Genomic DNA, 23,030 nt, shown 5'->3' with positions numbered 1-23,030 from the left:
CGGGCCCATACCTTGATTTCGTCACCCGATCGGTGAAAAGCTCCGGCATGGAATGGCGCGACGAGGGAATCATTCTCGGCACCCGCAAGCATGGCGAAACCAGCGCCATTCTCGAGGTGATGACACGTGCGCATGGCCGTCATCTCGGCCTCGTCCGCGGCGGCCGCTCGCGCAAGCAGCAACCCGTTCTCCAGCCTGGCAATCGCGTCGATCTTCTGTGGCGGGCGCGGCTCGACGAGCATCTCGGCACCTTCCAGGTCGAGGCGATCGAGATGAACGCTGCCCGATTGATGGATAGCGCCGTCGCCGTCTACGGACTGCAGACCATGGCCGCGCATCTGCGCCTGCTACCCGAGCGCGATGCTCATGGCGGCCTCTACGAGGCGCTCACCGTGATGATCGTCCATCTCGACGATGCCGATGCCGCCGGCGAATTGGTGGCGCGCTTGGAGCTTCTGATTCTCGATGAACTCGGCTTCGGCCTCGATCTCAGCCAATGCGCCGCCACCGGCACAAAGCAGGACCTTGCCTATGTTTCGCCGAAGTCGGGCCGTGCGGTCTCGGCAGAAGCCGGCGCGCCTTGGCACGACAAGATGCTGGCGCTGCCGGCCTTTTTGCAGCGCGGCTCCGGCCTGCGCGCCGATCCAGCGGCGGTCGAGGACGCCTTCCGGCTCACCGGCTTCTTCTTGGCCGCCACGTCTACGAGCCGCGTGCCATCGAACAGCCCGATGCCCGCGCCGGCTTCCTTGCCGCGCTGCGCAAGCACTATGCAGCGCGCAAAACCATTGCCGGAGAAAATGCAGCCAGAGAAATCATCACATGAGCGAAGTCGAGCTTTATCCGGGCCGGGTCTCGCCGCTCGGCCTCGGCACCATTCCGCACGCCGACATCCTGAAATACACTGGCTTGGAGTTGCTGCAGCGAATCATCGACGGCAAATACCGGCACCGCCGATCTCGTTCCAGCTCAGCTTCGCGCTGACCGAAGTGTCGGAAGGTCGAGCGGTGTTCCGTGGCGTGCCGAATGAGCGCCACCTCAACCCGCTCGGCGGCGTGCATGGCGGCTGGGCGGCGACGCTGCTCGATTCGGCATTGGCTTGCGCCTTGCAGACGCTGCTCGAAAAGGGCGAGGCCTACACGACGGCGGAGTTCATGGTGGATCTCACGCGGCCGATCACGCCCAGGACCGGCGAGGTGGTCTGCGAAGGCAAGGTGGTCCACAAAGGCCGCACGCTTGCCGTTTCGGAAGCGACGCTCAGGGATGCCGGCGGCAAGCTGCTGGCTTTCGGCACCGAGACATGTTCGATATTTCCAGCCGCCAATCTGGCGGCACGTTGAGTTTTTAAGCCGTTTAGCCGCCGCATTTGAATGTCAGTGAGATGAAACGTCAGTGAAAACTGGCCTGGTTTGGGGGAACCGCCATGTTTGAAAGCCTGATCGGCCTTGTCGCCATCATTGCCTTGTTCGTCATCATTTCGCGTCAGCAGAGCCGCATCGGCCTTGTCGAGCGCGAGCTTGGCGCGCTGCGCAGTCTCGTCCTTTCGGGCGCCGTGCCGCCGGTGGTCAAGCCATCCGGGCAGGCCGCGAGGGACAGCGAACCCGCCGATGTGGTTCCAGCAGTAGCTGCCGCCATGGCTTCGCCTGCGGTGAGCGAGGCCACCGCTGGGCAAGCGCCGGCGCCTGAGACGGTAGCTGTGCCCAGCGACGCTGTGTCCGGCCCGTGGGCCGCGGGCGAGCCGAAGGCAGTGGAACCCGCGGCGCCGACACCGCCGGTCAAAGCGCACGGCAAGCCGGATATCGAAACGGCGCTCGGCACGCGCTGGGCGGTCTGGGTCGGCGGCATCGCGTTGGCGCTGGGTGGCCTGTTCCTGATCCGCTACACCATCGAGGCTGGCATTTTCGGCCCCGGCGTGCGGCTCACCATGGCAGCGGTGCTCGGGCTGGTACTGGTCGCCGGCGGCGAGTTCATTCGCCGCACCGGCTTCAAGGTGCCGGTGCAAGGCGTTGCCGGCGCCTATATTCCGGCGATCCTGACGGCGGCGGGTGCCTTCATCCTGTTCGGCACCGTCTATGCCGCCCATGGCATTTATGGCTTCATCGGCCCGGCGCTTGCCTTCACGCTGCTCGGCGCCATCGGCGTGGCGACGATCGCAGCTGCCCTGGTCCATGGCCTGGCCCTGGCCGGCATCGGTCTCGTCGGTGCCATGGCGACGCCGGCGCTCGTGTCCTCGCAGGCGCCAAATCCATGGGCGCTGTTCGTCTATCTCGCCATCGTGCTTGCCGCCACCGCGGTGATCGCCCGCATGCGCGACTGGAAATTCCTGATGGCGGCGGCCTTCTTCGGCACCGGTCTCTGGACCATCGCCTACATGACGAACGCGCCCGGCGCCGACCTTGCCGTCATCCTGTTCATCGACGCGGTGACGCTGGCGTTGCTTGCCCTTGTCTGGCTGCGCAGTCGTGGCGGCGAAGAGGAAACTGCAAAAACGGGTTTCGATTGGCCATCGATCGTGCCGGGCGTTTTTGTTGCGTTTTCGGCGCTGGGCCTGTCCGTCGACTCCACGCTTGTCGCGGCCGGCGATGCCTTGCCGGGCGCCTTGGTCATCGTCGCCCTTGTCGCCACCGCACTCTATCGGCCGCGCGCCGTCCCGCTGCTGCATGCCGCCGGGGTGGTGAGCGTGATGATCTATCTCGGCATCATTCCGCCGGCCACCATCGGCTCCGATTTGTCCCAGGGCAACATAGGCTTTGACGGCCTGCAGGTGGCCGCCGGAAATCCCTTGACGCTGCGCATCGGCATTGGCCTCGGCCTGGTCTTCGTCGGCGCGGGTTTCTGGGCCGCCCGCCGTTTCGCCGCCGTCGCGCAGATCCGCGCGGCATGCTGGGCGGCATGGGGCATCGCCGCGCCGCTGCTCATCATGCTGACGCTATGGCTGACCTACGGCAATCTCGATCGCGACCTTGCCTATACCGCGGTTGCGGCCCTTCTGGTCGTGGTTTTCGCCGCCGGCGGCGAGTGGATCGCGCGCGCCGAAGAACCGCCTCTCAAGGGCGGCCTGGCGGTGTCGTTTGCCCTGTGCGGCGCGGCGATCGCCGGCCTCTTGATGCTGCACATGGCTTTCGATTCCGGCTGGACCACCATTCTGCTCGGTGCCGCGGCCATCGTGCCGGCGCTGGCGACGCGCTGGCGCGCTTATCCAGTGCTTGGCTGGATTGCGGTTGGCGCGGTGATCGCCGTGCTTGGCCGTGTCGCCTTCGATCCGACCATCGTCGGCGCCGAATTCCTCTCCAGGACGCCGGTGTTCAACTGGCTGCTGCCGGGATACGGCGTGCCGGCGCTCGCCTTCGGCTTCGCCGCCTGGCAGCTCGCCCGCACCACCAATGGCCGGCCGCGCCTCGCCATGGAAGCGGCGACGGCGCTGTTTGCGCTGCTTGCCGTTGCCATGCTGGTACGTCACGCCATGCATGGCGGCGTCATCGACACGGGTGCGATGACGCTCGCCGAGCAGGCGGTCTACACGCTGATTGCCATCGGCGCCGGCGCCATCCTGGTCGCCATCGACATGCGCTCGCCAAGCTCGGTGCTGCGCTATGGTTCGATGGCCGCCGGCGTGGTTTCGGTCGCGTTCATTGTTATCCGGCATTTCGTGGTGCTGAACCCGCTGTTCACCGACGAATCGACCGGCCAGATCCCGGTGTTCAACCTGTTGTTCCTCGCCTATCTCCTGCCGGCGGTCGCCGCCGGTGGGCTGGCGCTGTACGCCCGCGACAAGCGGCCGAAATGGTATGCGCAGATGTTGGCGGTGGTGGCGGCCGTGCTTGCCCTGGCCTATGCCACGCTGTCGGTGAGGCGGCTGTTCAAGGGCGAGTTCATCGGCCTGTGGAGCGGCCTCGGCCAGCTGGAGACCTACACTTATTCGGCGCTCTGGCTGGTGATTGGCGTGGCGCTGCTCACCGCCGGCGTCTGGCTGAAGTCGCAGGTGCTGCGCATTGCCTCCGCCGCGCTGATCGCGATCGCCGTGCTGAAAGTCTTCCTCTTCGACATGTCGGAGCTGGAAGGCGTGCTGCGGGCGCTGTCTTTCATCGGCTTGGGCGCGGTTTTGATCGGCATCGGCCTGTTCTACCAGCGGCTGCTGACGCGGGCGGCGAAGGAAAATGGGTAAAGGCAAGCAAGAACAATAAGATTTCCGTCCGGCCGGGAATAAATCGGCCAATGGGCTCGTTATCTCATTGCTTGGGTGACCGGGGCGTTGGACCGCTTCGCGCTGGCCGCTTGCGTCACGCCGGGAAGGCGCGTTCAATCGGGATCAACAAGGGCGACCTCAGAACCAGCGGTCATGGACGAAAAGAAGGCAGCAATCCTTGGCGAAATACCGCGCCTGCGCCGCTACGCACGCTCGCTTTTGCGCGACCGCGATTCTGCCGACGACCTCGTTCAGGACTGCCTCGAGCGCGCACTCATGCGGCTCGACAACTGGCAGACGGGAGAAAGCCCCAGGAGGTGGCTGTTTACGATCATGCATCATTTGTTCATCGACCAGATGCGCAAGGTGAACCGCCGCGGCGAAGCGGCGATGCTTCCCTTGGAAGCGGGCGAGGCGGTTGCCCAGCCGGCCGAGCAGTTGGAAGGCATCGCCTCACGCGAGATCATCGATGCGTTGCAGGCGATCAGCCCCGATCGCCGCGCGGCCCTTGTCATGGTCGCCATCGAAGGCTTTTCCTATGCCGAGGCCGCCAACATTCTGGGCGTACCCGCCGGCACGCTGATGTCGCGCATTGCGCGCGGGCGTGAGGAATTGCGCGGGTTGCTCGATGACACGGCGCGTCGCCGCACGATAAGGATCGTCGAGAAATGATCCGCCGCGATTTCTCCGAACGTGACATCCATATGGCGCACGACGGCGAACTGCCGGCCGACGAGCGTGCCGCCTATGATGCCTGGCTCGATGCCAATCCCGAGATGAAGGCGAGAAGCGCCCGTTTCACAGCCGACCGGGAGGCGTTGCGCTCGGCCTTTGCCGGCGTGCTGGATGAGCCTGTTCCCGCGCGCTTGCGCAAGGTGGTGCTCGGCGAAGCGCCTGTTAAGGCTGTGGTGCCGCGCTCGCGCTGGTGGCTTGCCGCGGCCGCGGCCGTGCTCTTGGCCACAGGTGGATTTGGCGGCTATTTTGCCGGCATTGACAGCGCCGGACAGGAGGATCCGGCGGAGGATCGGCTCGCCGAGCAGGCGATTGCCGCCCATGTCATCTACGCCGCCGAGAAGCGGCACGCGGTGGAAGTGCCGGCCAGCGACAAGGATCATTTGCAGACCTGGCTGTCCAACCGGGTTGGGCTGAAGCTGGTAGCGCCGGATCTGACCGCGAACGGTTTTCAACTGGTCGGCGGCCGGTTGTTGCCGGCCGGAGAAGCCAAGGCCGCGATGCTGCTCTACGAGGACGACAAGGGCGAACGCATATCGCTCTTCGTCACGGCGGAATCGACGGAGAACGCCAAGGGCACCTATGCCTCGGCGCAAGACGGCCCGCAGGCGGTCTACTGGCTGGACAAGGGCTATGGCTGCGCCGTCGTCGGCTCGCTGCCGCGCGAGCAATTGGCGGTCGTGGCCAAGAGCGCCTATGGCCAGCTTCTGGCTGGCATCGCAAGCTGATTTGGCCGCAATTGTTTGCAACCGATGGCCTGTCAAAACAGCGATCCTGTTCAAAGCCCGCGCGCTTCCTTGCCGCCGCGGAAACTGTCACAATTCGGCCCTAATCAAGGAGCGATAGCGCTTGATGAATACCGGCGCTTCGGCCGGTGTTTGCGACGCTTTTGACCGGGGCCGTTTCCGCAACGCAATCGAGGTTTTCTCAAGTCGCATGCCTGCCGAGATCCGCACGGCCCGCGCGTCTGACGTCGATGATCTCGCCGCCATCGAGAAAGCCGTTTTCTCGAGCGATCGCATTTCCCGTCGCTCCTTTCGCCTGTTCATCGAGCGCGAGACTGCCGAGACGCTGGTCGCCGAAGTCGATGGCCGCGTCGCCGGCTATGCGATCGTGCTGTTTCGCAAGGGCAGTGGGGTGGCGCGGCTTTACTCCATAGCCACGGGTCCGTTTTTTGGCGGGCTGGGTGTCGGCCGCATGCTGCTCACGTCGGCGGAAGACGCTGCCTTCGAACACGACCGCATGATGCTGCGTCTCGAAGTGCGTGAGGACAACAGCCGCGCCATCCGCATCTACGAGCAGGCCGGCTACCGCAAGATCGGCCGAGAGCCGGGCTACTACGAGGACGGCGCAACCGCGCTTCGCTATGAGAAAACCTTGCGCGGCGACATTCCGATCGCCACCAGGGTGCCGTTCTATCAGCAGACCTGCGAATTCACCTGCGGCCCATGCTGCCTGATGATGGCCATGGCCAATTTCGACCGGGGCTTCGTGCCCGACCCGGTGATGGAAATCCGCCTCTGGCGTGAGGCGACGACCGTCTTCATGATGTCGGGGCCGGGCGGCTGCGAACCATTCGGCCTGGCTGTTTCTGGATACGAAAGCGGGCTCGCGGCGGAGATCTTCGTTTCCTTCTATGGCGCGCTGTTCCTGCAATCGGTGCGCAGCGAGGACAAGCGCCGGGTGATGGAACTGGCCCAGGTCGACTTTCGCCGCCGCGCGGAACTTTACGGCATCCCGGTGAATTACCGCTCATTCAGCATCGATGACATCAGAGCCGCGATCGCCGAGGGGAAACTGGTGCTGGTGCTGATCAGCGGCTTCCTGATGTTCGGCAAGAAGGTGCCGCACTGGGTGCTGGCTATCGGCGATGATGGCGACCATATTCTGATCCACGATCCCTGGGTCGAGGACGAAAGGCAGGAGACCATCCTTGATGCCGCCAACATTCCCGTGCCCTACGGCATCTTCATGAACATGGCGCAGTTCGGCCGCGACGGACTGCGTGCCGCCATCACTCTGGGGAAGCGCGACACACAATGACCTGGGTCATCCTTACCGGCCGGCAGAGCGATCTCGACCAGGTGGCGACACCGCACAAGATCATCACCAATCGTGATTATCTCGCGCATCCCTCGCTGTTTCGCGGCCAGCGGCCGAAGGTCATCAACCTGTCGAACAATTATGGCTACCAGAGCCGCGGCTACTATGCCTCGCTGCTGGCGAGCTCGCGCGGCCACAAGGTCATTCCGACCGTCGAGACGATGATCGACCTGTCGGAGCGCAAGCTCTACGAGCATGCGTTGCCGGAACTGGAACTGGCGCTCAACAAATGCCGCAAGGATCTCGGCGGCGCCTTTCCGGCCAAGGTCTGCATCTTTTTCGGCATCGGCCCCTCCAAGGTGTGGGACCGTTTCGCCAAGCTGTTGTTCGACTGGTTCCGGGCGCCGGCACTCGAGGTCCACATCAAGGACAGCGCCGAATGGGCCTCGATCCGCAAGATCGGCTTCCATCCGCTGGCGCGGATGACCGAGGACGAAGAAAAAGCTTCATCCAGTGCCTGGAGACCTACACCAACCGCGAATGGCGCGACACCAAGGGGCGCACGCCGGCGCGCTACACCTTCGCCACGCTGGTCGATCCGCATGAGGAATTGCCGCCGTCGGAAATCTCGTCGCTGCGCTACTGGGCCAAGATCGCCGAAAAGATGGGGGTCGAAATCGAGCCCATCACCAGGAAGGACCTTGCCAAGCTCGCGAACTACGATGCGCTGTTCATCCGCGAGACCACCTCGATTTCCAACCACACCTATCGTTTCGCCCGCCGTGCCCAGCAGGAAGGCATGCCGGTCATCGACGATCCGCTGTCGATGATCCGTTGCACCAACAAGGTCTATCTCAACGAGCTGATGGCCTACAACAAGGTGCCGGTGCCACCGACGGTGATGATCGCCGGCACCTCGGATCTCGAACTCGCGGCGCAGACACTGGGCTTTCCGCTGGTGCTGAAGATCCCGGATTCCTCCTTCTCGCGCGGCGTCAAGAAATGCGAGAATCTGGAGGAGCTGACGCGGCTTGCGACCGAGTGGCTAGAGGATTCCGACCTTCTGATCGCGCAGAAATTCATTCCGACCGAATATGACTGGCGCGTCGGCGTGCTCGGCGGCCAGCCGCTGTTTGCCGTGCACTATCTGATGGCCAAGAAGCACTGGCAAATCGTCAACCACAAGGCCAATGGCAAGCCCGACCAGGGTGGCATCAAGACCTTCACGCTGAAGGAGACACCGGCCCATGTCGTCGAGACCGCGGTCAAGGCGGCACGCTGCATCGGCGATGGCCTTTACGGCGTCGACCTCAAGGAGACCAAGGACGGCGTCTTCGTCATCGAGGTCAACGACAACCCCAATCTCGACCATGGCTGGGAAGATTCCGGCGAGAAGGATGAGGTCTGGGTCCGGCTGACGCAGTGGTTCCTGGAGCGGCTCGACCGGCCGGGGCGACAATAGTTCAACCAAGGGGAAAACATGCAGTTCATTGTGATCGAGGATTTCACCGGCTGCGACCGCAAGGAGATCTACCGCCGCTTCCGCGATCGCGGCCGCCTGAAGCCGGATGAGCTTGTCGTGCACCACAGCTGGATCGCGGCGGATATGAGTCGCTGCTTCCTGCTGGTCGAGGCCGATGACGTCACAGTGCTGCAGCGGTGGGCTATCGAATGGAACGATCTGGTCGAGTTCGAGATCGTTCCCGTGGCAACGAGCAAGGACATGACAGCGGCATTGGCCAGCCATCTCTGACCGGCGCCTGCCGGTCAGAGGCTGTCGTGGGAACGCAGCGCCGGTGATCCAATCGATCGCTGGCATTCCTTGATCAGCCAATCGCGGAACGCCGCCACGACATCGCGCCTGGCGCTGCGCTCCGGGATCGTTAGGCAATAGGGCTGGCGCAACGCGATCGCCTTGGCGGCGGGGCGGACCAGCCTGCCGTCCCCCAGCGCCTCGGCACAGTAAACGCCTTGTGCCAACGCCACACCCAGTCCCGAAATGGCGAGGTCGAGTGCCGCGCGCGACGAGTTGGCCGACAGGCCCCGCTGCGCTGCCCGGCCGGGCTGGGCACCGGCAGCCTCGAACCAGTTGCGCCAGGACGGAAATGAGGCGCCGGTCGGTCCCCAGTCGGTGTGGATCAGCGGCAGCCCGGCGAGCGGACCGCCATCCACCTTGATCCCGCGGGCAAGCCCCGGCGCGCAGACGGGATAGACGGCGTCTCGGGCGATGTCCTCGGTCGGGTGCTCGCGGTAATGCGGACCGTAAGACAGCCTGATGTCGATCAGCTCGCGGTCGAACGGCACCGGGTCGTCATCACCGCGCAGCGATATATCGGCGGCGCCATGGCTTGCGACAAAGCCGGCGAGACGCTGCGAAAGCCAGCCCATGGCCATGGATGGCGGCACCGAGACCACCAGGCGTGGGCGAAATGCATCGCCGCCCAGTTCACGCGAGACACTGCCGATTTCCTGGAAGGCCATGGTCAGCCGTGGCAGCATTTCCACGCCGGCCTCGGTGAGGACCACGCGGCGGTTGACCCGGTGAAACAGCTTGCGGCCCATCTGTTCCTCGACGGTGCGGATGAGCTGGCTGACGGCGGCCGCCGAGACCGAAAGCTCTTCCGCCGCCGCGGCAAAGCTGCCCGTGCGTGCCGCGGCCTCGAAAGCTTGCAGTCCTTTCAGGGATGGAGGTGTGACCATGATGACCAGATAGATAAGTTTAGCTTATCTAAATCGCAGGAATCGTCGTTTTTGGAAAGCTTTTTCACCGGCTAGAGTGGGCCCCATCAAATCTCCAGCCTGGATCGAAGCCGATGGATCATCGCGACATAATCGCGTCATTAACCCCGGAAGAGCGCAATCGCCTGACCGCCAAGTCCGACGCCGCGGGTCTCGTTCAACTCGGCGCCCATTGGGGTGCGATTTTAATCATTGGGTCGTTGATCGCCGCGAAAGTGCCATTCTGGCCGTTGCTGATGTTGCCGCAAGGCATCCTGATCGTCTTCCTGTTCACTCTGCTGCACGAAACGGTTCATCGCACGGCCTTCGAGACGCAGTGGCTGAACGATGTCGTGGCGCGGGTGTGCAGCGTGGCGCTGGCGCTGCCGGCCGACTGGTTTCGTTACTTCCATTTCGCCCATCATCGCTTCACGCAAGATCCGCAGAACGATCCCGAGCTGGCCTTTCCCAAACCGGACACCCTGCGGCAGTACCTCGTGCATGTTTCCGGCATCCCGCTGTGGTGGGGCCATCTCAAGACGCTCTACGCCAATGCCTTTGGTCACAGTCAGGAAAGCTATGTGCCGCCGAAAGGCCGACCCAAGGTACGTGCCGAGGCGCGCGCCATGATTGCCTTCTACGCCGTCGTCATTCTGATCGCCGTCTATTTCCGGCTCACGGTGCTTGTCTATGTCTGGATCATTCCCGCGCTGCTTGGTCAGCCCTTTCTGCGCCTCTACCTCCTGGCCGAGCACGGCCGCTGTCCGTTCGTCGCCAACATGCTGGAGAACACGAGAACCACGCTGACCAATTGGGTCGTGCGCAAGCTGGCCTGGAACATGCCGTTCCATGCCGAGCATCATGCCTATCCCGGTGTGCCGTTTCATCAACTGCCGCAGTTTCACGCGCTGATCGAGCGGCATCTGAAAGTGGTCGAGCCCGGCTATGTCAGCTTCCATGAGAAATACATCGAGACATTGCGCTGATGTGGCCAAGGTGTGCCGGTATGCCGGGCGCGCCCCTTAAGGACGCGACCGGCGTGAGCGACTAGACTTGAGCGATGCCACCGTCGACGAACAGCTCGGCACCAGTGACAAAGCTGGAATCGTCCGAGGCCAGGAACACCGCCGCCTTGCCGATCTCATCGGGATCGCCCAGCCGGCCCATCGGCACCTGGGTAGCAAGGAAATCGAGCAAGCCCTTCTGGTGCTCGGCTTCGGGGCCGGCAAGCTCAGCCAGGCCCGTTGTACGGGTCGGGCCGGGGCTGAGGATGTTGACGCGTATCCGCCGCTCCTTCAGGTCGATTATCCAGCTGCGGGCAAAATTACGCAGTGCCGCCTTTGACGCGCCATAGACGCTGAACGCCGCCGCACCGGTTGAGCCGGCGGTCGAACCGGTCAGGATCACCGAGGCGCCTTCGGTCAACAGTGCGAGCGCCTTCTGCACCGTGAAAAGCACGGCTTTGACATTGCGGTCGAACGTTTCGTCAAAGTGCTGTTCGGTTATCTGACCGAGCGGCAACATCGAACCGCCGCCGGCATTGACCGAAAGCACATCGATACGGCCGCTTTGCGCTTTCACCTCGGCATAGAGCCGGTCGAGATCGGTGAAACTGGTCGAGTCGGCCTGGATGCCGGTGGCATTCTTCCCGACTGCCGCGACAGCCTTGTCGATCTCGGCCTGTCGCCGTCCGGTAAGGTAGACATGCGCCCCTTCGGCGGCGAAGCGCTTGGCGATGCCAAGACCGATGCCGCTGCTGCCGCCGGTAACCACGGCGATCTTTCCTTCGAGTTTCCCAGTCATTTTCGTCACTCCTGTTGTGGGGGTGACAGAGACATATGGACAGCTGGATCCTTTCGAAATAGCAATGCTTGCAAACAATCGTTGCAGGATTGGTGATGTCGAAAATCCCGGATTTCGAAGGTTTGGCCATGTTCGCCAAAGTCGCGGAAGAGCGGTCCTTTGCCGCCGCCGCGCGCGTGCTCGGCCTATCGGTCGCAACAGTGTCACGTGGCGTCAGCCGGCTGGAGGAGCGGCTTGGCGCGCGGCTTTTCAATCGGACGTCGCGGCGCCTGGCGCTCACGGATTTCGGTCATCGGCTCGCCGAGCGTGCGTCCCGTCTCTATCGTGATGCGGAGGATGCCGAGAATGCGGCCCGCGAGCTGTCGGCCAGTCCGCGCGGCCTTGTGCGTCTGGCCGTGCCGATGGCGTTCGGGTTGCGGTGGGTGGCGCCGTTGCTTCCAGATTTCTTCAAACTCTATCCTGACGTGTCGATCGATATGCATCTGAGTGACGAAGTCGTCGACCTGATCGGAGATGGGTTCGATGCAGCGCTGCGGATTGCCGTGTTGCCAGATTCCTCGCTGGTTGCCCGGCGCTTGTGCAACATAGCTCCGTTCATCGTTGCGGCACCGTCCTATCTCGCCAGGCACGGCTGTCCAGGCAAGCCACGCGACCTCGACGCGCATCACTGTCTTGGCTATGCCTATCGGCCGCGCCAGGATGTCTGGCATTTCAGCAATGCCGCAGGTGACGAAGAGGCCGTCACGCCGTCAGGGCCGTTGCGTGTGACCAATGCTGAAGCGTTGGTTCCAACGGTGCTGGCTGGGATGGCAATAGCCGAGTTGCCGGAGTTCATTGCCAGCGAATATCTTGCCGACGGGCGTCTGGAAGCGATCCTCACCGACTGGACGTTGCCAAGGGGCGCGCTGTATTTCGTCACGCCATCAGCACGGGCGCGGCCGGCCAAAGTCGAAGCCGTCGCCGGCTTCATGGCTGCCCGCCTGTCGAGACCAAGTTGGCAACCAATCCCACAATAGAGGGCGCGGCTGAAGAGCTCGACGATATGCCCTTGAACGGATCAGCCGGTCTGGCTGTGCAGCGCACGCGACTTCAACAGACGCTGGATGTCCGCCGCCTTTGACGGCACGCCGATCAGATAACCCTGTGCCTCGACACAGCCATTGTCGCGCAGCATGTCGAGTTGCACCTCGGTCTCGACGCCCTCGGCGGTGACAACGATGCCAAGCTCATTGCCCAGCCCGATGATGGTGCGGACGATCGCCGCCGTGTCGCGATTGCCCATGTCGCGGATGAAGGAGCGATCGATCTTGATCTTGTCGACCGGGAAACGCCGGAGGTAGCCGAGCGAGGAATAGCCGGTGCCGAAATCATCCAGCGCGATGCGGATGCCGAGTTCGCGCAACTGTCGCAGCGTCTTCAGCACGGCTTTGCTCTCGTCCATCAGCACCGTTTCGGTGATTTCCAGCTCCAGCTGTGGGGCCGGCACGCCGGAAAAGGCCAGAGCCGAGATGACGTCACGGGCAAAACCGCCGCTTTTGAGCTGGACGGCCGAGACATTGACCGCGATGCGCAAGCCGGGGGGCCAGCTTGCCGCCGCCGTGCAGGCCGTCCTCAGCGCCCATTCGCCAAACGGCACGATCAGTCCGGTTTCTTCGGCGACTGGAATGAATGCGTCCGGCGTGACAGTGCCCCGTGCTGGCGAATGCCAGCGCATCAAGGCCTCCGCGCCGATGATCTCGCCGGAGGCGATGTGCATGATGGGCTGGAAATCGAGGTCCAATTCCTGGCGCGACAGCGCGGCCTCAAGGTCGACCTCCAGCGCCCGGCGGGCCTGCACGACGGCGTCCATTGCGGTCTCGAAGAAGCGACAGAGGTTTCGCCCTTCGCTCTTCGCCCGATAGAGCGCCGTATCGGCGTTCTTCAGCAGCGTGTCGGCGTCCCTGCCATCGTCAGGGAAGACGGCGATGCCCAGGCTGATGCCGACATGCATGTCCCGGCTCTTGTCGCGAAACGGTTTTGCGATTGCCTCGACGATGCGCTTCGCCAGTTTTTCAGCATCGGCGCCCCTGGAATTGAACTGCATGATGACGAACTCGTCGCCGCCGAAGCGGGCGACGATGTCTGTCTCATTGTGCAGGCAACACTGCAGCCTCTCGGCCACGCTTTTCAAGAGCCAGTCGCCGGCAGGATGTCCCCAGGTGTCGTTGATCGCCTTGAAGCGGTCGAGATCGAGAGAGAAGATCGCCAGCGGCGGTGCCGTCGCATCCTCCAGTGCCAGGTCGAGCCGTTCGCGAAACATCGAGCGGTTGGGCAGTCCGGTCAGTGTGTCGTGATGCGCAAGGTGGGTCATACGCTCTTCGGTGCGGCGACGTTCGGTGACATCGTCGAAGGTCACCACCCAGCCGCCGCCGCTCATCGGCCGTCGTGTGACCAGAACCGTCCTGCCGTCGGTAAGATAGCGATAGGCCGAATGCGGTTTTGCCGCCGCCAGGCAGGCTTCGGTCTTGGCGACTTCGCTGTCGACGTCGATCTTCGTATAGATGCCCAGTTCCAGAAGCCGTTCGAGCGCGTCGCGGTGCGTTGTTCCAAGCGGAAAGTCCGCCGCGGTGACGTCGTAGAGTTCCAGAAAACGCCGGTTGCGCACGATCATCTTGCCGTCGGCGTCATACATCAGCAAGCCTTGCGACATGTTGGCGAGTGCGGCGTCGAAACGGCGATGCTGCTCCTTGAGATCCTGCTCGGCGCGCCTTTGTTCGGTGATGTCCTCATAGATCGAGACCCAGCCGCCCAGAGCCAGCGGGCGGTGCGAGATGTTGATGATGCGACCATCCGACAGCGTCTCTTCGTAGGTCGAGGGTTTCGCCTGGTCGATATAGGGTTTGCGGATGGCATAGAGCTCGTCGGCGCTTTGCGAGGCGATGCCGATGTCGACGCTGTGCCGCAGGATGTCGATGAAGTGGATGCCCGGTCGTATCAGCTTGGCGTCGAGGCAGAAGATGTTGAGGTAGTTGCCGTTGCAGATGATCATGCGCTCGTCGGCATCGAACATGCACAGGCCATGCGACATGTTCTCGACAGCGGCTGAAAAGCGCTCATTCTGTTCGCGCAGCTCGTCTTCCATGTGGCGAGAGCGCTCCACGCCTTCGGCCACCCGCTCCGGGACGACCGAACCAACCTTGACATCCACGACGGGCATGAGGCGCGCCTGCGGTGTTTGATCCAACACCGCACTGTTGACGTTTCCGGTTAATTTAGCGTTTTCTACCCTACAGCCGACGTCGGAACTGTGCGTCGCGACGTCTCGATCGCCGCAAACCGCTTCAGGAAGGCATTCTGTGCCCAGGTGACCGAGCGCGGTGTGAAGTCGAAGCGCTCGGCGGAAAAACCGCGCGGACGGCCGAAGAATTCGGTCGCCTCGGCGGTCGAGAAGCCGGCAAGCAGCGTCGCCTCGAAATAGGCGGCGATCTGGTCGGCGCGCTTGATGTCCCTGCGCAGTGCCGCGGCCGGTTCGGGAGGCAGCGAAAAGCGCAGATGGATGGCGCGCTGCAGGCGCAGTTCGCAATCCTTGTAGCTGCCGCCCATCACCGACTTGAACGGCGAGATCATGTCGCCGATGACATATTCCGGCGCATCGTGCAGCAGCGCCGCGAGCCGGTCGCTGGCCGAAGCCTGGGGCACGAGGTCGTTGAACAGCGCCTCGACCAGCAGCGAATGCTGGGCGACCGAAAATGCATGCTCGCCGCGGGTCTGGCCGTTCCAGCGGGCGACGCGGGCGAGCCCATGGGCAATGTCGGAAATCTCGATGTCGAGCGGCGAGGGGTCGAGCAGGTCGAGCCGGCGGCCGGACAGCATGCGCTGCCAGGCGCGTGGCGGCGCGCCGGTGCGGTCCGCCGCCATCAGGCTTCCTCCGCGCTGACGGCTTCCTGCGGAAAGCTGAATTTGGCCCAGGCGGGAATGGCTACCGTTACTGGCATATCGCCCGCCAGGATCGGCTGGCCGGCGTCCAGCGCCGCCTTGACCCTGTCGATGCGGGCAATGGCAAGCCCTGATGTGCCGGCGTTCGAGCCGAGCGTGCCGACCGGCCGTCCGTCAACGGTGAGTTCGGTGCCGGAGGCGGGCAGGGGAAGCCCAGCCTGGACAATCAGCACGCGCCGCCTGGCCGTGCCGCGATGCTGCATGCGCGAGACGACTTCCTGGCCGACATAGCAGCCCTTCCTGAAGCCGACGCCGTCGGTCTCGTCGAGCAGCACGTCATGCGGGAAGGCGTCGCCCAGCGCATAATCGGCACCGCTTTCGGCAATCCCATTGGCAATGCGGAAGGCCTGCCACGCGGCGATGTCGCCGGCGTCTGCAGTGCCGGCATAGGAGCGCGTGACGCTCTCATCGCGAAAGCGCCTGTCGGCAGGCGCGGTTGAATCATTTTCTGAGGCGATTGACTCTTTCCCCACCCGACAGTGACAAGCGTCTGTTCCGACTTGGCAATCTCGACCTTGGCGCGAAGCCTGTAGAGCGTCAGCCGGCGAACGAAATCGTCTGAAATGTCGGCCCGGCATTCGAGCCGGAAGGCGTTTTCACCGGCCCGCGAGATCAGGAAGTCGAACAGGATCTTGCCTTGCGGCGTCAAAAGCGCGCCAGGCTTTGCTTCGCTTTGGCCGAGTGTGTCGAGATCGGTGGTCAGGATGTTTTGCAGAAAGTGCTCGGCATCCGGGCCGGAGACGGAGATGAGCGCGCGGTCTTTCAGCAGGGCAAAGGGCATGGGGCGGATAAAAGCCTGATCTTGCAAAACGGTTGGCCATTACGTAAGCCGCTGACACTCCCCCCGCAAGAGAGCATGGCCATGACCTACGACCTCATCCTGACAGGCGGCACTGTGGTCAACCATGACGGCGAGGGGGCACGTGACATCGGCGTGAAGAAGGGGCGCATCGCCGCAATAGGCGATCTCCGCCAGGCTTCAGCCGGCGAGACGATCGACTGCCGCGGCCTGCATATTCTGCCCGGTGTCGTCGACAGCCAGGTGCATTTTCGCGAGCCGGGACTGGAGCATAAGGAAGATTTGGAAACGGGCTCGCGGGCTGCGGTGCTTGGCGGTGTCACCGCGGTGTTCGAGATGCCCAACACCAACCCGTTGACCACCAGCGCGGCAACGCTTGCCGACAAGGTTTGGCGCGGCAGCGGCCGCATGCATTGCGATTTCGCGTTCTGGGTCGGCGGTACCCGTGACAACGCCAGGGATGTCGGCGAGCTCGAGCGGTTGCCGGGGGCGGCGGGAATAAAGGTTTTCATGGGTTCGTCCACCGGCGACCTGCTGGTCGAGGACGACGAAGGCGTCGCCTCGATCCTGCGGAATACTCGCCGCCGCGCCGCATTCCATTCGGAGGACGAGTTCCGATTGCGTGAGCGCCTCGGCGAGCGCATCGAGGGCGACCCGTCATCGCATCCGGTCTGGCGCGACGAAATTGCCGCCTTGCGCTGCACCGAGCGGCTTGTGCGCATCGCCAAGCAGACCCGCGCCCGCATCCACGTCCTGCACATCTCGACCGCCGAGGAAATCCTGTTCCTCGAACAGCACAAGGACGTCACGACTTGCGAGGCGACGCCGCATCATCTGACGCTGAGCGCCGACGACTATCTCAGGCTCGGCACGCTGATCCAGATGAACCCGCCGGTGCGCGCCTCCCGCCACCGCGACGGTGTCTGGCACGGCATTGCACAAGGCATTGTCGACGTGCTCGGCTCCGACCACGCACCGCATACACTGGCCGAAAAGGCAAAACCCTACCCGGCTTCGCCCTCGGGCATGACCGGTGTGCAGACGCTGGTGCCGATCATGCTCGACCACGTCAACGCCGGCCGGCTGACCTTGCAGCGCTTTGTCGACCTGTCCAGCCACGGCCCGCAGCGCATTTTCGGCATGGCCAGAAAAGGCCGCATCGCCGCCGGCTACGATGCCGACTTCACCATCGTCGACATGAAACGGCGCGAGACCATCACCAATGCGCAGGCCGGTTCGAAGGCGGGCTGGACGCCCTATGACGGCAAGGAAGTGACCGGCTGGCCAGTCGGCACGGTCGTTCGCGGACGACGAATCATGTGGGAAGGCGAAATCGTCACGCCAGGCCAGGGCAGGGCGGTGGAGTTTTCCGAGGCGCTGCCGGTTTAGCCTCCGTACTCGCTTGTGGAGGGTAAGCCGCTCGATCCCCTGCGACGAAAAATGTCCACTGCCCGGCAGGCGTGATGCCGACGCGGTAGAAGATATAGGCGCCGAACTGCTTCATGTCGTCGAAGTCGCCGGCGGTGACGATCTTGAACAGCTCGACCCGCTGCTTGGCGTCGAGCTTGTCCAGCGGCAGGGCGAAGAAATACGGCCAGACATAGAGTTCCTGCGGCGTTCCGGCATCGACATGGACATAGCCGGCACTGAGCACCTCCTCCAGAATGGCCAGGATTTCCTGGCCGTCTGGATCGCCGGACAGGCCTTTGAGGAAGGCGATGGCGTCGCCGTCGATATCGGCCAGCGACAGCTGGGTCATGCTGTCGCCCTTGCCGATCAAGGGCCGGAGCTTTTCGATGTCGCCGCTCTTGCAGGCTTCGATGATCAAATCATGCATGCGCCGCACGGGCTCGGGCAGCTTGCTGAGATCGTAGACGACTTCCGGCAACGGCGCTTCGGGATCGACACGCGGCCTGTTGGTGCCGCCATCCGCTGGACTGTCGGGCTCCGCAGCGTCCGGAGCGGCCGGCTGCTGGCCAGTCGAAGGCGGGGTTCCCACCGGGTCAGGCATGGGAATCGCGCCGCCGGGCGACGAAACGTCGTCATCCGTCGACGGTGTGACGGGAGCGGGAAGCTCTTCGCGTTTGATCTCGCTCAGCGCATAGGCCGGGCTGCTTGCCAGGCACGTCACAAAGGCAATCGCGGCACAGCAAGCAGCGAGGCGGATGTAGAGGACCAGGCCCTTCGGCCTGCCTGACATCGGAAAATTCACTGCCCGTATCTCCTTGGCTCCCGGGCAATCGATCGTCAAAGAACCGGATGTCGGTTCAGTGGCGCAGCCGCTCGGGTTCGAAGGCGCCAGCAATCACCTTCTCGCGCATGCGGTCGAGCAGGGCAAGGGCCGAGGTCTCGCCATTGGCGCGCAGCATTTCGCCGAATGCTGTCTCGAGCGCCGCTTCGGCAATGATCTCGGGCTCGATGCCGGCCGACAGACCCTCCGCCCAGGCCTCGCTGTGGCTCTCCACCGCGGTCAGGCGTTTTTCTTCCCTGACCAGAGCGTCGATGTCGTTGGCAGCTTGTTCCATAAGCGATGTCCACCCTTTCAAGCGGCGATCCGCCAGTGCGGATCAGGCTTGATCTGTTCCGTTTGCGCGCAGCCTCGAAGTAAGTATCTGTAAATACGACATTTTTCTGATCGTCTTTTACAGGAGACGGCTGTGTTTGGCGAAGCTGCGTTTCAACCCGGATCAAACTTAGCCGATTAGGCCGGCCTGCGGGGCGAAAACCTTCAGTTTGAGTTAATTCCGCATTCGTGCGCTAACGTTTCATTAACGTTGTTGCAGAAGTGCAACATCAGGATTGCACCAAGACATCGACTGCTACAAGCCGATTTGTCCAATATTGCCTGGCGACGGCCCGGATATCTGTTGATGGATTGCCTAGTTGCCGTAGCGCGAGGCGATGTCGCGCGACAGCGTCTCGCCTTCCTTCATGTAACGGCTGATGGCCTCGGTGGCCGAGGCGGTGCACTGGGTGTAGGTGCCGCCGAAGGAGCGGTAGCCGCGGTTGAAGCTGGCGATGAAGCGGGCGCGGCGCTCCGGATCCGGATTTTCCGAATCGAGCAGTTTTTCCATCTCGCCACGCCACTGATCGCCCTTCTCTCCGCACAGATTGCGCAGGAAATGCAGCGACCCCAGAACCTCTGCCAGCCGCATCAGTCCCGGCTCGAATGGCGACTCGGCACTGAACGCAGGCCGCACGGCCATGGCCGCACTGACGGCAAGGCATAAAGCGACAAGAAAAGGAGCGCGGCTCATGGGTCTATGTGGCCAAACAATTTGTCGCCTGCAAGGCGTTTCCGGCGCGGCGGTCGGGGAATTCAGCAGCTTTCAGGAGAACCAGCAGGTCGGCCAAGCAGATCATCCGCAACTGCGAACACTGAACCGGCAAGCGGTAGCGCCGCCATCTCTTTGAGCGTGTAGAAGGCGGCTGTCTCGGCATCGTCGCTGGCCACGGCCTCGCCGCCAGCATAAGCAGCGCCGAAGACCGTGAGGCGGTAATCGACCGGGTGGCTGTCGTCCCTGCCGTCGATGTGGATTTCCCGAAGCGGGCGGAAGCCGGTGGCGTGCAAGCCGGTCTCTTCCAGCAACTCGCGCCGTACCGCATCCTCCAGCGTCTCGCCGGCCTCGACCTTTCCGCCCGGGAAGGCATACAGCCCCTGTGAGGGCTGCCGCGCCCGCTTGACCAGCAGCACGGTGTCACCACGCACGACGGCCACCGAGACGGCCGGAAGTGTCTTGCGCTGTTCGTTCATGGTTTCCGATCGGGCTCGATGGCAGGTCTGTTGTGGACCGCCCAGCATGAGGAAGCTTTAGCGGTTGCGCAACGCCGCTTCCATCGCCACCTTCAACCGAACCATTCGAAGGGCGCCAATCGACAATGTGCGGACGTTTTGCCTTGACCGCGACGCCGGATCAGACCGCCACCTTTCTGGGCTTGGCCGAGCTGGAGGAATTTCCGGCACGCTACAACATCGCGCCGACGCAGCCGGTGCTGATGGCGATCGCCGGCGCGCCGCGGGCGCCGGGTTCCAATTTGCCCGACCGGCAGCCGATGCTGGTGCGCTGGGGGCTCATTCCCGCCTGGGTCAAGGACACCAGGGAGTTTCCGCTGCTGTTCAATGCGCGCTCGGAAGGCGCGATCGAAAAGGCCTCGTTCAAGGCCGCCATGCGCCATCGCCGCGCGCTGGTGCCGGCGTCGGGCTTCTATGAATGGCGCCAGGCCGGGGGCAAGAAGGTGCAACCCTATTGGATTCGCCCCAGGCATGGCGGGCTGATCGCCTTTGCCGGCCTGATCGAGACCTATGCGGAGCCGGGCGGCTCGGAAATGGACACCGGCGCCATCCTGACGGTCAACGCCAATGCCGACATCGCCCATATCCACGACCGTATGCCGGTGGTGATCGATCCCAGGGATTTCGCTCGCTGGCTGGATTGCCGCACGCTCGAGCCGCGCGATGTCGCCGACCTGTTGCGGCCGGCGCAACTCGATTTCTTCGAGGCTATCCCCGTCTCCGACCTCGTCAACAAGGTCGCCAAAACCGGCCCGGAGATTCAGGTGAGGGGCGAGATCGGGCCGGAGCCCGAGAAGGCCAAGCGCCAGAAGCCTGGCGTGGACGACAGTCAGATGACGCTGTTCTAGCGCATGATCCTGAAAAGTGGCCCCGGTTTTCGGGAAAGATCATGCTCGGACAAAAGATCGAAGTTTCGATCTGGAGGCGTATACGAGCGCCTCATGCCCGGCGCCTTTGGCGCCGGCCGCACACTGCTTCAGGCAGCGCGGGGCGATACGATTTTCGGTGCCGGCTTGTTCTTCTTCGCGGTGTGGAGAAGGGCGGCGACGATCGCGGCCGGACCGATCGCGCGATAGTGGCTAGCCAGCGCCGGTTGCTTGGCACGGGTGGCGTCTTGCTTGCTTCGAGACATGTTTCTCTTCCCAGGTAACGTTTTCGTGTTCGCGTTTGACCGTTGATTCCGACCAAATCGTGACGCTTGGTGATCTAGCCGGCGAATGTTTCATGACTGTGCCGACATGTTTAATAAAATGTTTCACTGGCTGATTCCGCGTGATCGGGCGACGGGTTTGCCAGTCTTGGCGACGTTTTTCCCGGGATCAGCGGCTTGACGGCAACACTGACCAAGGCGATAAAGCCGCCCATGAAAACGTCTTTCGCCATTTGTGGCATTTGCATTATTGGCTAGCCTCGCGCTGGTCCGGACGTTTTCGCCTCATCTTTCCCCAGATTGGACAAACGCCCCGGCCAGCAGGCTGGAGTCTGATTTGCGCCTCGGCGCGCGGCTGGCTCCATCCAGATAAGAAGTTCTGAATCGGGAAGGCATGGAATGTCAGACGCATCGAAGGGCCTGCGCCTCTACAACACGCTGACGCGCACGAAGGAAAGTTTCGTTCCGATCGATGCGCTGAACGTGCGCATGTATGTCTGCGGCCCGACCGTCTATGACTTCGCCCATATTGGCAATGCCAGGCCGGCCATCGTCTTCGACGTCCTGTTCCGCCTGTTGAGTCATGTCTATGGCGAAACGCATGTCACCTATGTGCGCAACATCACCGACGTCGACGACAAGATCAACGCGCGTGCGCTGCGCGATTTCGGTGGCGAGATATCAGCCGGAAAACTGTCGCTCAACGAAGCGATCCGGCGGGTGACCGAAAAGACCGCCGACCAGTTCCACAGGGATGTGGCTACGCTCGGCTGCCTGGAGCCGACGGTCGAACCGCGCGCCACCGAATTCGTCGAGCCTCGCGCCGACGGCAAGGCCGACATGATCACCTTGATTCAAAGCCTGATCCAACGCGGCCATGCCTATGTTGCTGCGGGTGAAGTGCTGTTCGACACCGCGTCGATGCCGGACTACGGGCAATTGTCGAAGCGCAATCTCGACGAGCAGCAGGCCGGTGCCCGCATCGCCGTCGACGCTCACAAGAAGAACCCGCAAGATTTCGTGTTGTGGAAGCTGTCGTCGCCGGAAGAGCCGGGCTGGCAGAGCCCATGGGGCAGGGGTCGGCCGGGCTGGCACATCGAATGCTCGGCGATGTCGGCGGCCTATCTCGGCGAAGTCTTCGACATCCATGGCGGCGGCCTCGACCTGATCTTCCCGCATCATGAGAACGAGATTGCCCAGTCGCGCTGCGCCCACGGCACGTCAGTCATGGCCAATGTCTGGATGCACAATGGCTTCCTGCAGGTCGAGGGCCAGAAGATGTCGAAGAGCCTCGGCAATTTCTATTCGATCCACGAATTGCTGGAGACCGAGACCTTCGGCGGTCGCAACTGGCCGGGTGAGGTTCTGCGGCTGGCGATGCTGATGACGCATTACCGCGAGCCGATCGACTTTTCCGTGCGCAAGCTGGAGGAGGCGGAGAACACGCTGCGCAAATGGAAACGCGCGGCGGATCTGGCGCCAGCGGTCGGGCAGTTGCCGGCGGAGGTCATCGATGCCTTGTCGGACGATCTCGCCACCTATGCCGCTTTCCAGGTGCTGACGCAGTTGGCTGGAGAAGCCGCGGACGGCAACGAGGCTGCCGCTTCGTTGAAAGCGTCGCTGCTGTTCCTTGGCTTCGATATCGCGTCGGCAGAGGTGGATGAGGACAAGGTCGCCAAGGCCATCGCCAATCGTCTCGCGCTCATCGCCGCCAAGAACTGGGCCGAAGCCGACCGCATCCGCGACGACCTTTTGGCGCAAGGTGTACAATTGAAGGATGGCAAGGATCCGGCCACCGGCGAACGCATCACGACGTGGGAGGTGAAGCGTTGAG

At 63.2% G+C, this 23,030-nt stretch carries 21 protein-coding genes and 3 pseudogenes; 13 read left to right on the top strand and 11 right to left on the bottom strand.

The window, feature by feature from the left end:
• The first annotated feature begins 47 nt into the window (after window positions 1-47).
• From recO to AC0V7N_RS28995, 8 genes and pseudogenes are all read left to right on the top strand, one after another.
• Window positions 48-823: pseudogene (gene recO / locus AC0V7N_RS29030) on the top strand (DNA repair protein RecO).
• Window positions 729-1,337: a hotdog fold thioesterase gene (locus tag AC0V7N_RS29025; RefSeq protein ID WP_496627441.1), complete on the top strand. Its 609-nt coding sequence runs from the start codon at window positions 729-731 to the stop codon at window positions 1,335-1,337. The pseudogene recO and the gene AC0V7N_RS29025 overlap by 95 nt, the downstream one beginning before the upstream one ends.
• A gap of 83 nt (window positions 1,338-1,420) precedes the next feature.
• Window positions 1,421-4,162 carry a DUF2339 domain-containing protein gene (locus tag AC0V7N_RS29020; RefSeq protein ID WP_475451622.1) on the top strand — a complete coding sequence of 914 codons (2,742 nt, stop codon included), beginning with the start codon at window positions 1,421-1,423 and terminating at the stop codon, window positions 4,160-4,162.
• 174 nt (window positions 4,163-4,336) lie between these two features.
• Complete coding sequence (locus AC0V7N_RS29015) at window positions 4,337-4,855, top strand: sigma-70 family RNA polymerase sigma factor (protein WP_027045295.1); 519 nt, start codon at window positions 4,337-4,339, stop codon at window positions 4,853-4,855.
• Window positions 4,852-5,643 carry an anti-sigma factor family protein gene (locus tag AC0V7N_RS29010; protein WP_475451621.1) on the top strand — a complete coding sequence of 264 codons (792 nt, stop codon included), beginning with the start codon at window positions 4,852-4,854 and terminating at the stop codon, window positions 5,641-5,643. Before AC0V7N_RS29015 ends, AC0V7N_RS29010 begins: the two co-directional genes overlap by 4 nt.
• A 208-nt stretch (window positions 5,644-5,851) precedes the next feature.
• Window positions 5,852-6,958 (top strand): peptidase C39 family protein, encoded by a 1,107-nt coding sequence (locus tag AC0V7N_RS29005; RefSeq protein ID WP_475460538.1) that lies wholly within the window; start codon window positions 5,852-5,854, stop codon window positions 6,956-6,958.
• Window positions 6,955-8,420, top strand: a pseudogene (locus tag AC0V7N_RS29000) (RimK family ATP-grasp domain-containing protein). Before AC0V7N_RS29005 ends, AC0V7N_RS29000 begins: the two are co-directional and overlap by 4 nt.
• 18 nt (window positions 8,421-8,438) lie before the next feature.
• Window positions 8,439-8,711, top strand: coding sequence for a DUF3303 domain-containing protein (locus AC0V7N_RS28995; RefSeq protein ID WP_475451620.1), 273 nt, complete (start codon window positions 8,439-8,441; stop codon window positions 8,709-8,711).
• Between the two features lie 14 nt (window positions 8,712-8,725).
• Here the strand turns inward: AC0V7N_RS28995 and AC0V7N_RS28990 are convergent, their stop codons facing one another.
• A complete protein-coding gene (locus AC0V7N_RS28990; protein WP_475451619.1) occupies window positions 8,726-9,658 on the bottom strand; it encodes a LysR substrate-binding domain-containing protein in 933 nt (310 codons plus the stop codon).
• A 113-nt stretch (window positions 9,659-9,771) separates the two neighbouring features.
• Here AC0V7N_RS28990 and AC0V7N_RS28985 point away from each other — a divergent pair, with 113 nt between their 5' ends.
• Window positions 9,772-10,662 (top strand): fatty acid desaturase family protein, encoded by an 891-nt coding sequence (locus AC0V7N_RS28985; protein ID WP_475451618.1) that lies wholly within the window; start codon window positions 9,772-9,774, stop codon window positions 10,660-10,662.
• A gap of 61 nt (window positions 10,663-10,723) precedes the next feature.
• On the opposite strand, the gene AC0V7N_RS28980 is transcribed toward AC0V7N_RS28985, so the two are convergent.
• Window positions 10,724-11,479: an SDR family NAD(P)-dependent oxidoreductase gene (locus AC0V7N_RS28980; RefSeq protein WP_475451617.1), complete on the bottom strand. Its 756-nt coding sequence runs from the start codon at window positions 11,477-11,479 to the stop codon at window positions 10,724-10,726.
• A 95-nt stretch (window positions 11,480-11,574) separates the two neighbouring features.
• Here AC0V7N_RS28980 and AC0V7N_RS28975 point away from each other — a divergent pair, with 95 nt between their 5' ends.
• Window positions 11,575-12,495 (top strand): LysR family transcriptional regulator, encoded by a 921-nt coding sequence (locus tag AC0V7N_RS28975; RefSeq protein ID WP_475451616.1) that lies wholly within the window; start codon window positions 11,575-11,577, stop codon window positions 12,493-12,495.
• 41 nt (window positions 12,496-12,536) lie between these two features.
• Here the strand turns inward: AC0V7N_RS28975 and AC0V7N_RS28970 are convergent, their stop codons facing one another.
• From AC0V7N_RS28970 to ygfZ, 3 genes and pseudogenes are all read right to left on the bottom strand, one after another.
• Window positions 12,537-14,675, bottom strand: coding sequence for a putative bifunctional diguanylate cyclase/phosphodiesterase (locus AC0V7N_RS28970; protein WP_475451615.1), 2,139 nt, complete (start codon window positions 14,673-14,675; stop codon window positions 12,537-12,539).
• Window positions 14,676-14,740: 65 nt separating this feature from the next.
• Window positions 14,741-15,376, bottom strand: a complete 636-nt coding sequence (locus AC0V7N_RS28965; RefSeq protein ID WP_475451614.1) for an HD domain-containing protein — start codon at window positions 15,374-15,376, stop codon at window positions 14,741-14,743.
• A pseudogene (gene ygfZ, locus AC0V7N_RS28960) lies at window positions 15,376-16,235 on the bottom strand (CAF17-like 4Fe-4S cluster assembly/insertion protein YgfZ). The gene AC0V7N_RS28965 and the pseudogene ygfZ overlap by 1 nt, the downstream one beginning before the upstream one ends.
• Before the next feature lie 75 nt (window positions 16,236-16,310).
• Here ygfZ and AC0V7N_RS28955 point away from each other — a divergent pair.
• A complete protein-coding gene (locus tag AC0V7N_RS28955; protein ID WP_475451613.1) occupies window positions 16,311-17,642 on the top strand; it encodes a dihydroorotase in 1,332 nt (443 codons plus the stop codon).
• Here AC0V7N_RS28955 and AC0V7N_RS28950 read toward each other — a convergent pair.
• The 4 genes from AC0V7N_RS28950 to AC0V7N_RS28935 form a co-directional block, all read right to left on the bottom strand.
• Entirely contained in the window at window positions 17,590-18,465 is an 876-nt protein-coding gene (locus tag AC0V7N_RS28950) for a hypothetical protein (RefSeq protein WP_496627439.1), read from the bottom strand. The two genes, AC0V7N_RS28955 and AC0V7N_RS28950, sit on opposite strands and share 53 nt — an antisense overlap.
• A gap of 55 nt (window positions 18,466-18,520) precedes the next feature.
• The gene (locus AC0V7N_RS28945) at window positions 18,521-18,778 is read right to left on the bottom strand and encodes a hypothetical protein (RefSeq protein ID WP_095203263.1); all 258 of its coding nucleotides are present in this window, start codon (window positions 18,776-18,778) and stop codon (window positions 18,521-18,523) included.
• Between the two features lie 354 nt (window positions 18,779-19,132).
• Window positions 19,133-19,510: a TIGR02301 family protein gene (locus AC0V7N_RS28940; protein WP_475451610.1), complete on the bottom strand. Its 378-nt coding sequence runs from the start codon at window positions 19,508-19,510 to the stop codon at window positions 19,133-19,135.
• A 62-nt stretch (window positions 19,511-19,572) separates the two neighbouring features.
• A complete protein-coding gene (locus tag AC0V7N_RS28935; protein ID WP_475451609.1) occupies window positions 19,573-20,007 on the bottom strand; it encodes an NUDIX hydrolase in 435 nt (144 codons plus the stop codon).
• 125 nt (window positions 20,008-20,132) lie between these two features.
• Between AC0V7N_RS28935 and AC0V7N_RS28930 the strand changes: the two genes are divergently transcribed.
• On the top strand, window positions 20,133-20,894 hold the full coding sequence (locus AC0V7N_RS28930; protein ID WP_475451608.1) for an SOS response-associated peptidase: 762 nt from the start codon (window positions 20,133-20,135) through the stop codon (window positions 20,892-20,894).
• A 128-nt stretch (window positions 20,895-21,022) separates the two neighbouring features.
• Here the strand turns inward: AC0V7N_RS28930 and AC0V7N_RS28925 are convergent, their stop codons facing one another.
• Both AC0V7N_RS28925 and AC0V7N_RS28920 read right to left on the bottom strand, forming a co-directional pair.
• On the bottom strand, window positions 21,023-21,178 hold the full coding sequence (locus AC0V7N_RS28925; protein ID WP_081850608.1) for a hypothetical protein: 156 nt from the start codon (window positions 21,176-21,178) through the stop codon (window positions 21,023-21,025).
• A 110-nt stretch (window positions 21,179-21,288) separates the two neighbouring features.
• Window positions 21,289-21,429 (bottom strand): hypothetical protein, encoded by a 141-nt coding sequence (locus AC0V7N_RS28920; RefSeq protein ID WP_475451607.1) that lies wholly within the window; start codon window positions 21,427-21,429, stop codon window positions 21,289-21,291.
• Window positions 21,430-21,595: 166 nt separating this feature from the next.
• On the opposite strand from AC0V7N_RS28920, the gene cysS reads away from it, so the two are divergent.
• The gene (gene cysS / locus AC0V7N_RS28915; RefSeq protein WP_475451606.1) at window positions 21,596-23,029 is read left to right on the top strand and encodes a cysteine--tRNA ligase; all 1,434 of its coding nucleotides are present in this window, start codon (window positions 21,596-21,598) and stop codon (window positions 23,027-23,029) included.
• Window position 23,030: the final 1 nt, after the last annotated feature.

The sequence above is a fragment of the Mesorhizobium kamtschaticum genome (assembly GCF_056174585.1).
Note: the sequence above shows the minus strand (reverse complement) of the source record. Positions and strands in the feature narration are given on the sequence as shown.

What these genes read in the sequence shown, in the direction of transcription:
- AC0V7N_RS29025 (WP_496627441.1), top strand. Translation starts at nt 729, where the DNA reads ATGCCCGCGCCGGCTTCCTTGCCGCGCTGCGCAAGCACTATGCAGCGC.
- AC0V7N_RS29020 (WP_475451622.1), top strand. Translation starts at nt 1,421, where the DNA reads ATGTTTGAAAGCCTGATCGGCCTTGTCGCCATCATTGCCTTGTTCGTC.
- AC0V7N_RS29015 (WP_027045295.1), top strand. Translation starts at nt 4,337, where the DNA reads ATGGACGAAAAGAAGGCAGCAATCCTTGGCGAAATACCGCGCCTGCGC.
- AC0V7N_RS29010 (WP_475451621.1), top strand. Translation starts at nt 4,852, where the DNA reads ATGATCCGCCGCGATTTCTCCGAACGTGACATCCATATGGCGCACGAC.
- AC0V7N_RS29005 (WP_475460538.1), top strand. Translation starts at nt 5,852, where the DNA reads ATGCCTGCCGAGATCCGCACGGCCCGCGCGTCTGACGTCGATGATCTC.
- AC0V7N_RS28995 (WP_475451620.1), top strand. Translation starts at nt 8,439, where the DNA reads ATGCAGTTCATTGTGATCGAGGATTTCACCGGCTGCGACCGCAAGGAG.
- AC0V7N_RS28990 (WP_475451619.1), bottom strand. Translation starts at nt 9,658, where the DNA reads ATGGTCACACCTCCATCCCTGAAAGGACTGCAAGCTTTCGAGGCCGCG.
- AC0V7N_RS28985 (WP_475451618.1), top strand. Translation starts at nt 9,772, where the DNA reads ATGGATCATCGCGACATAATCGCGTCATTAACCCCGGAAGAGCGCAAT.
- AC0V7N_RS28980 (WP_475451617.1), bottom strand. Translation starts at nt 11,479, where the DNA reads ATGACTGGGAAACTCGAAGGAAAGATCGCCGTGGTTACCGGCGGCAGC.
- AC0V7N_RS28975 (WP_475451616.1), top strand. Translation starts at nt 11,575, where the DNA reads ATGTCGAAAATCCCGGATTTCGAAGGTTTGGCCATGTTCGCCAAAGTC.
- AC0V7N_RS28970 (WP_475451615.1), bottom strand. Translation starts at nt 14,675, where the DNA reads ATGCCCGTCGTGGATGTCAAGGTTGGTTCGGTCGTCCCGGAGCGGGTG.
- AC0V7N_RS28965 (WP_475451614.1), bottom strand. Translation starts at nt 15,376, where the DNA reads ATGGCGGCGGACCGCACCGGCGCGCCGCCACGCGCCTGGCAGCGCATG.
- AC0V7N_RS28955 (WP_475451613.1), top strand. Translation starts at nt 16,311, where the DNA reads ATGGCCATGACCTACGACCTCATCCTGACAGGCGGCACTGTGGTCAAC.
- AC0V7N_RS28945 (WP_095203263.1), bottom strand. Translation starts at nt 18,778, where the DNA reads ATGGAACAAGCTGCCAACGACATCGACGCTCTGGTCAGGGAAGAAAAA.
- AC0V7N_RS28940 (WP_475451610.1), bottom strand. Translation starts at nt 19,510, where the DNA reads ATGAGCCGCGCTCCTTTTCTTGTCGCTTTATGCCTTGCCGTCAGTGCG.
- AC0V7N_RS28935 (WP_475451609.1), bottom strand. Translation starts at nt 20,007, where the DNA reads ATGAACGAACAGCGCAAGACACTTCCGGCCGTCTCGGTGGCCGTCGTG.
- AC0V7N_RS28930 (WP_475451608.1), top strand. Translation starts at nt 20,133, where the DNA reads ATGTGCGGACGTTTTGCCTTGACCGCGACGCCGGATCAGACCGCCACC.
- AC0V7N_RS28925 (WP_081850608.1), bottom strand. Translation starts at nt 21,178, where the DNA reads ATGTCTCGAAGCAAGCAAGACGCCACCCGTGCCAAGCAACCGGCGCTG.
- AC0V7N_RS28920 (WP_475451607.1), bottom strand. Translation starts at nt 21,429, where the DNA reads ATGGCGAAAGACGTTTTCATGGGCGGCTTTATCGCCTTGGTCAGTGTT.
- cysS (WP_475451606.1), top strand. Translation starts at nt 21,596, where the DNA reads ATGTCAGACGCATCGAAGGGCCTGCGCCTCTACAACACGCTGACGCGC.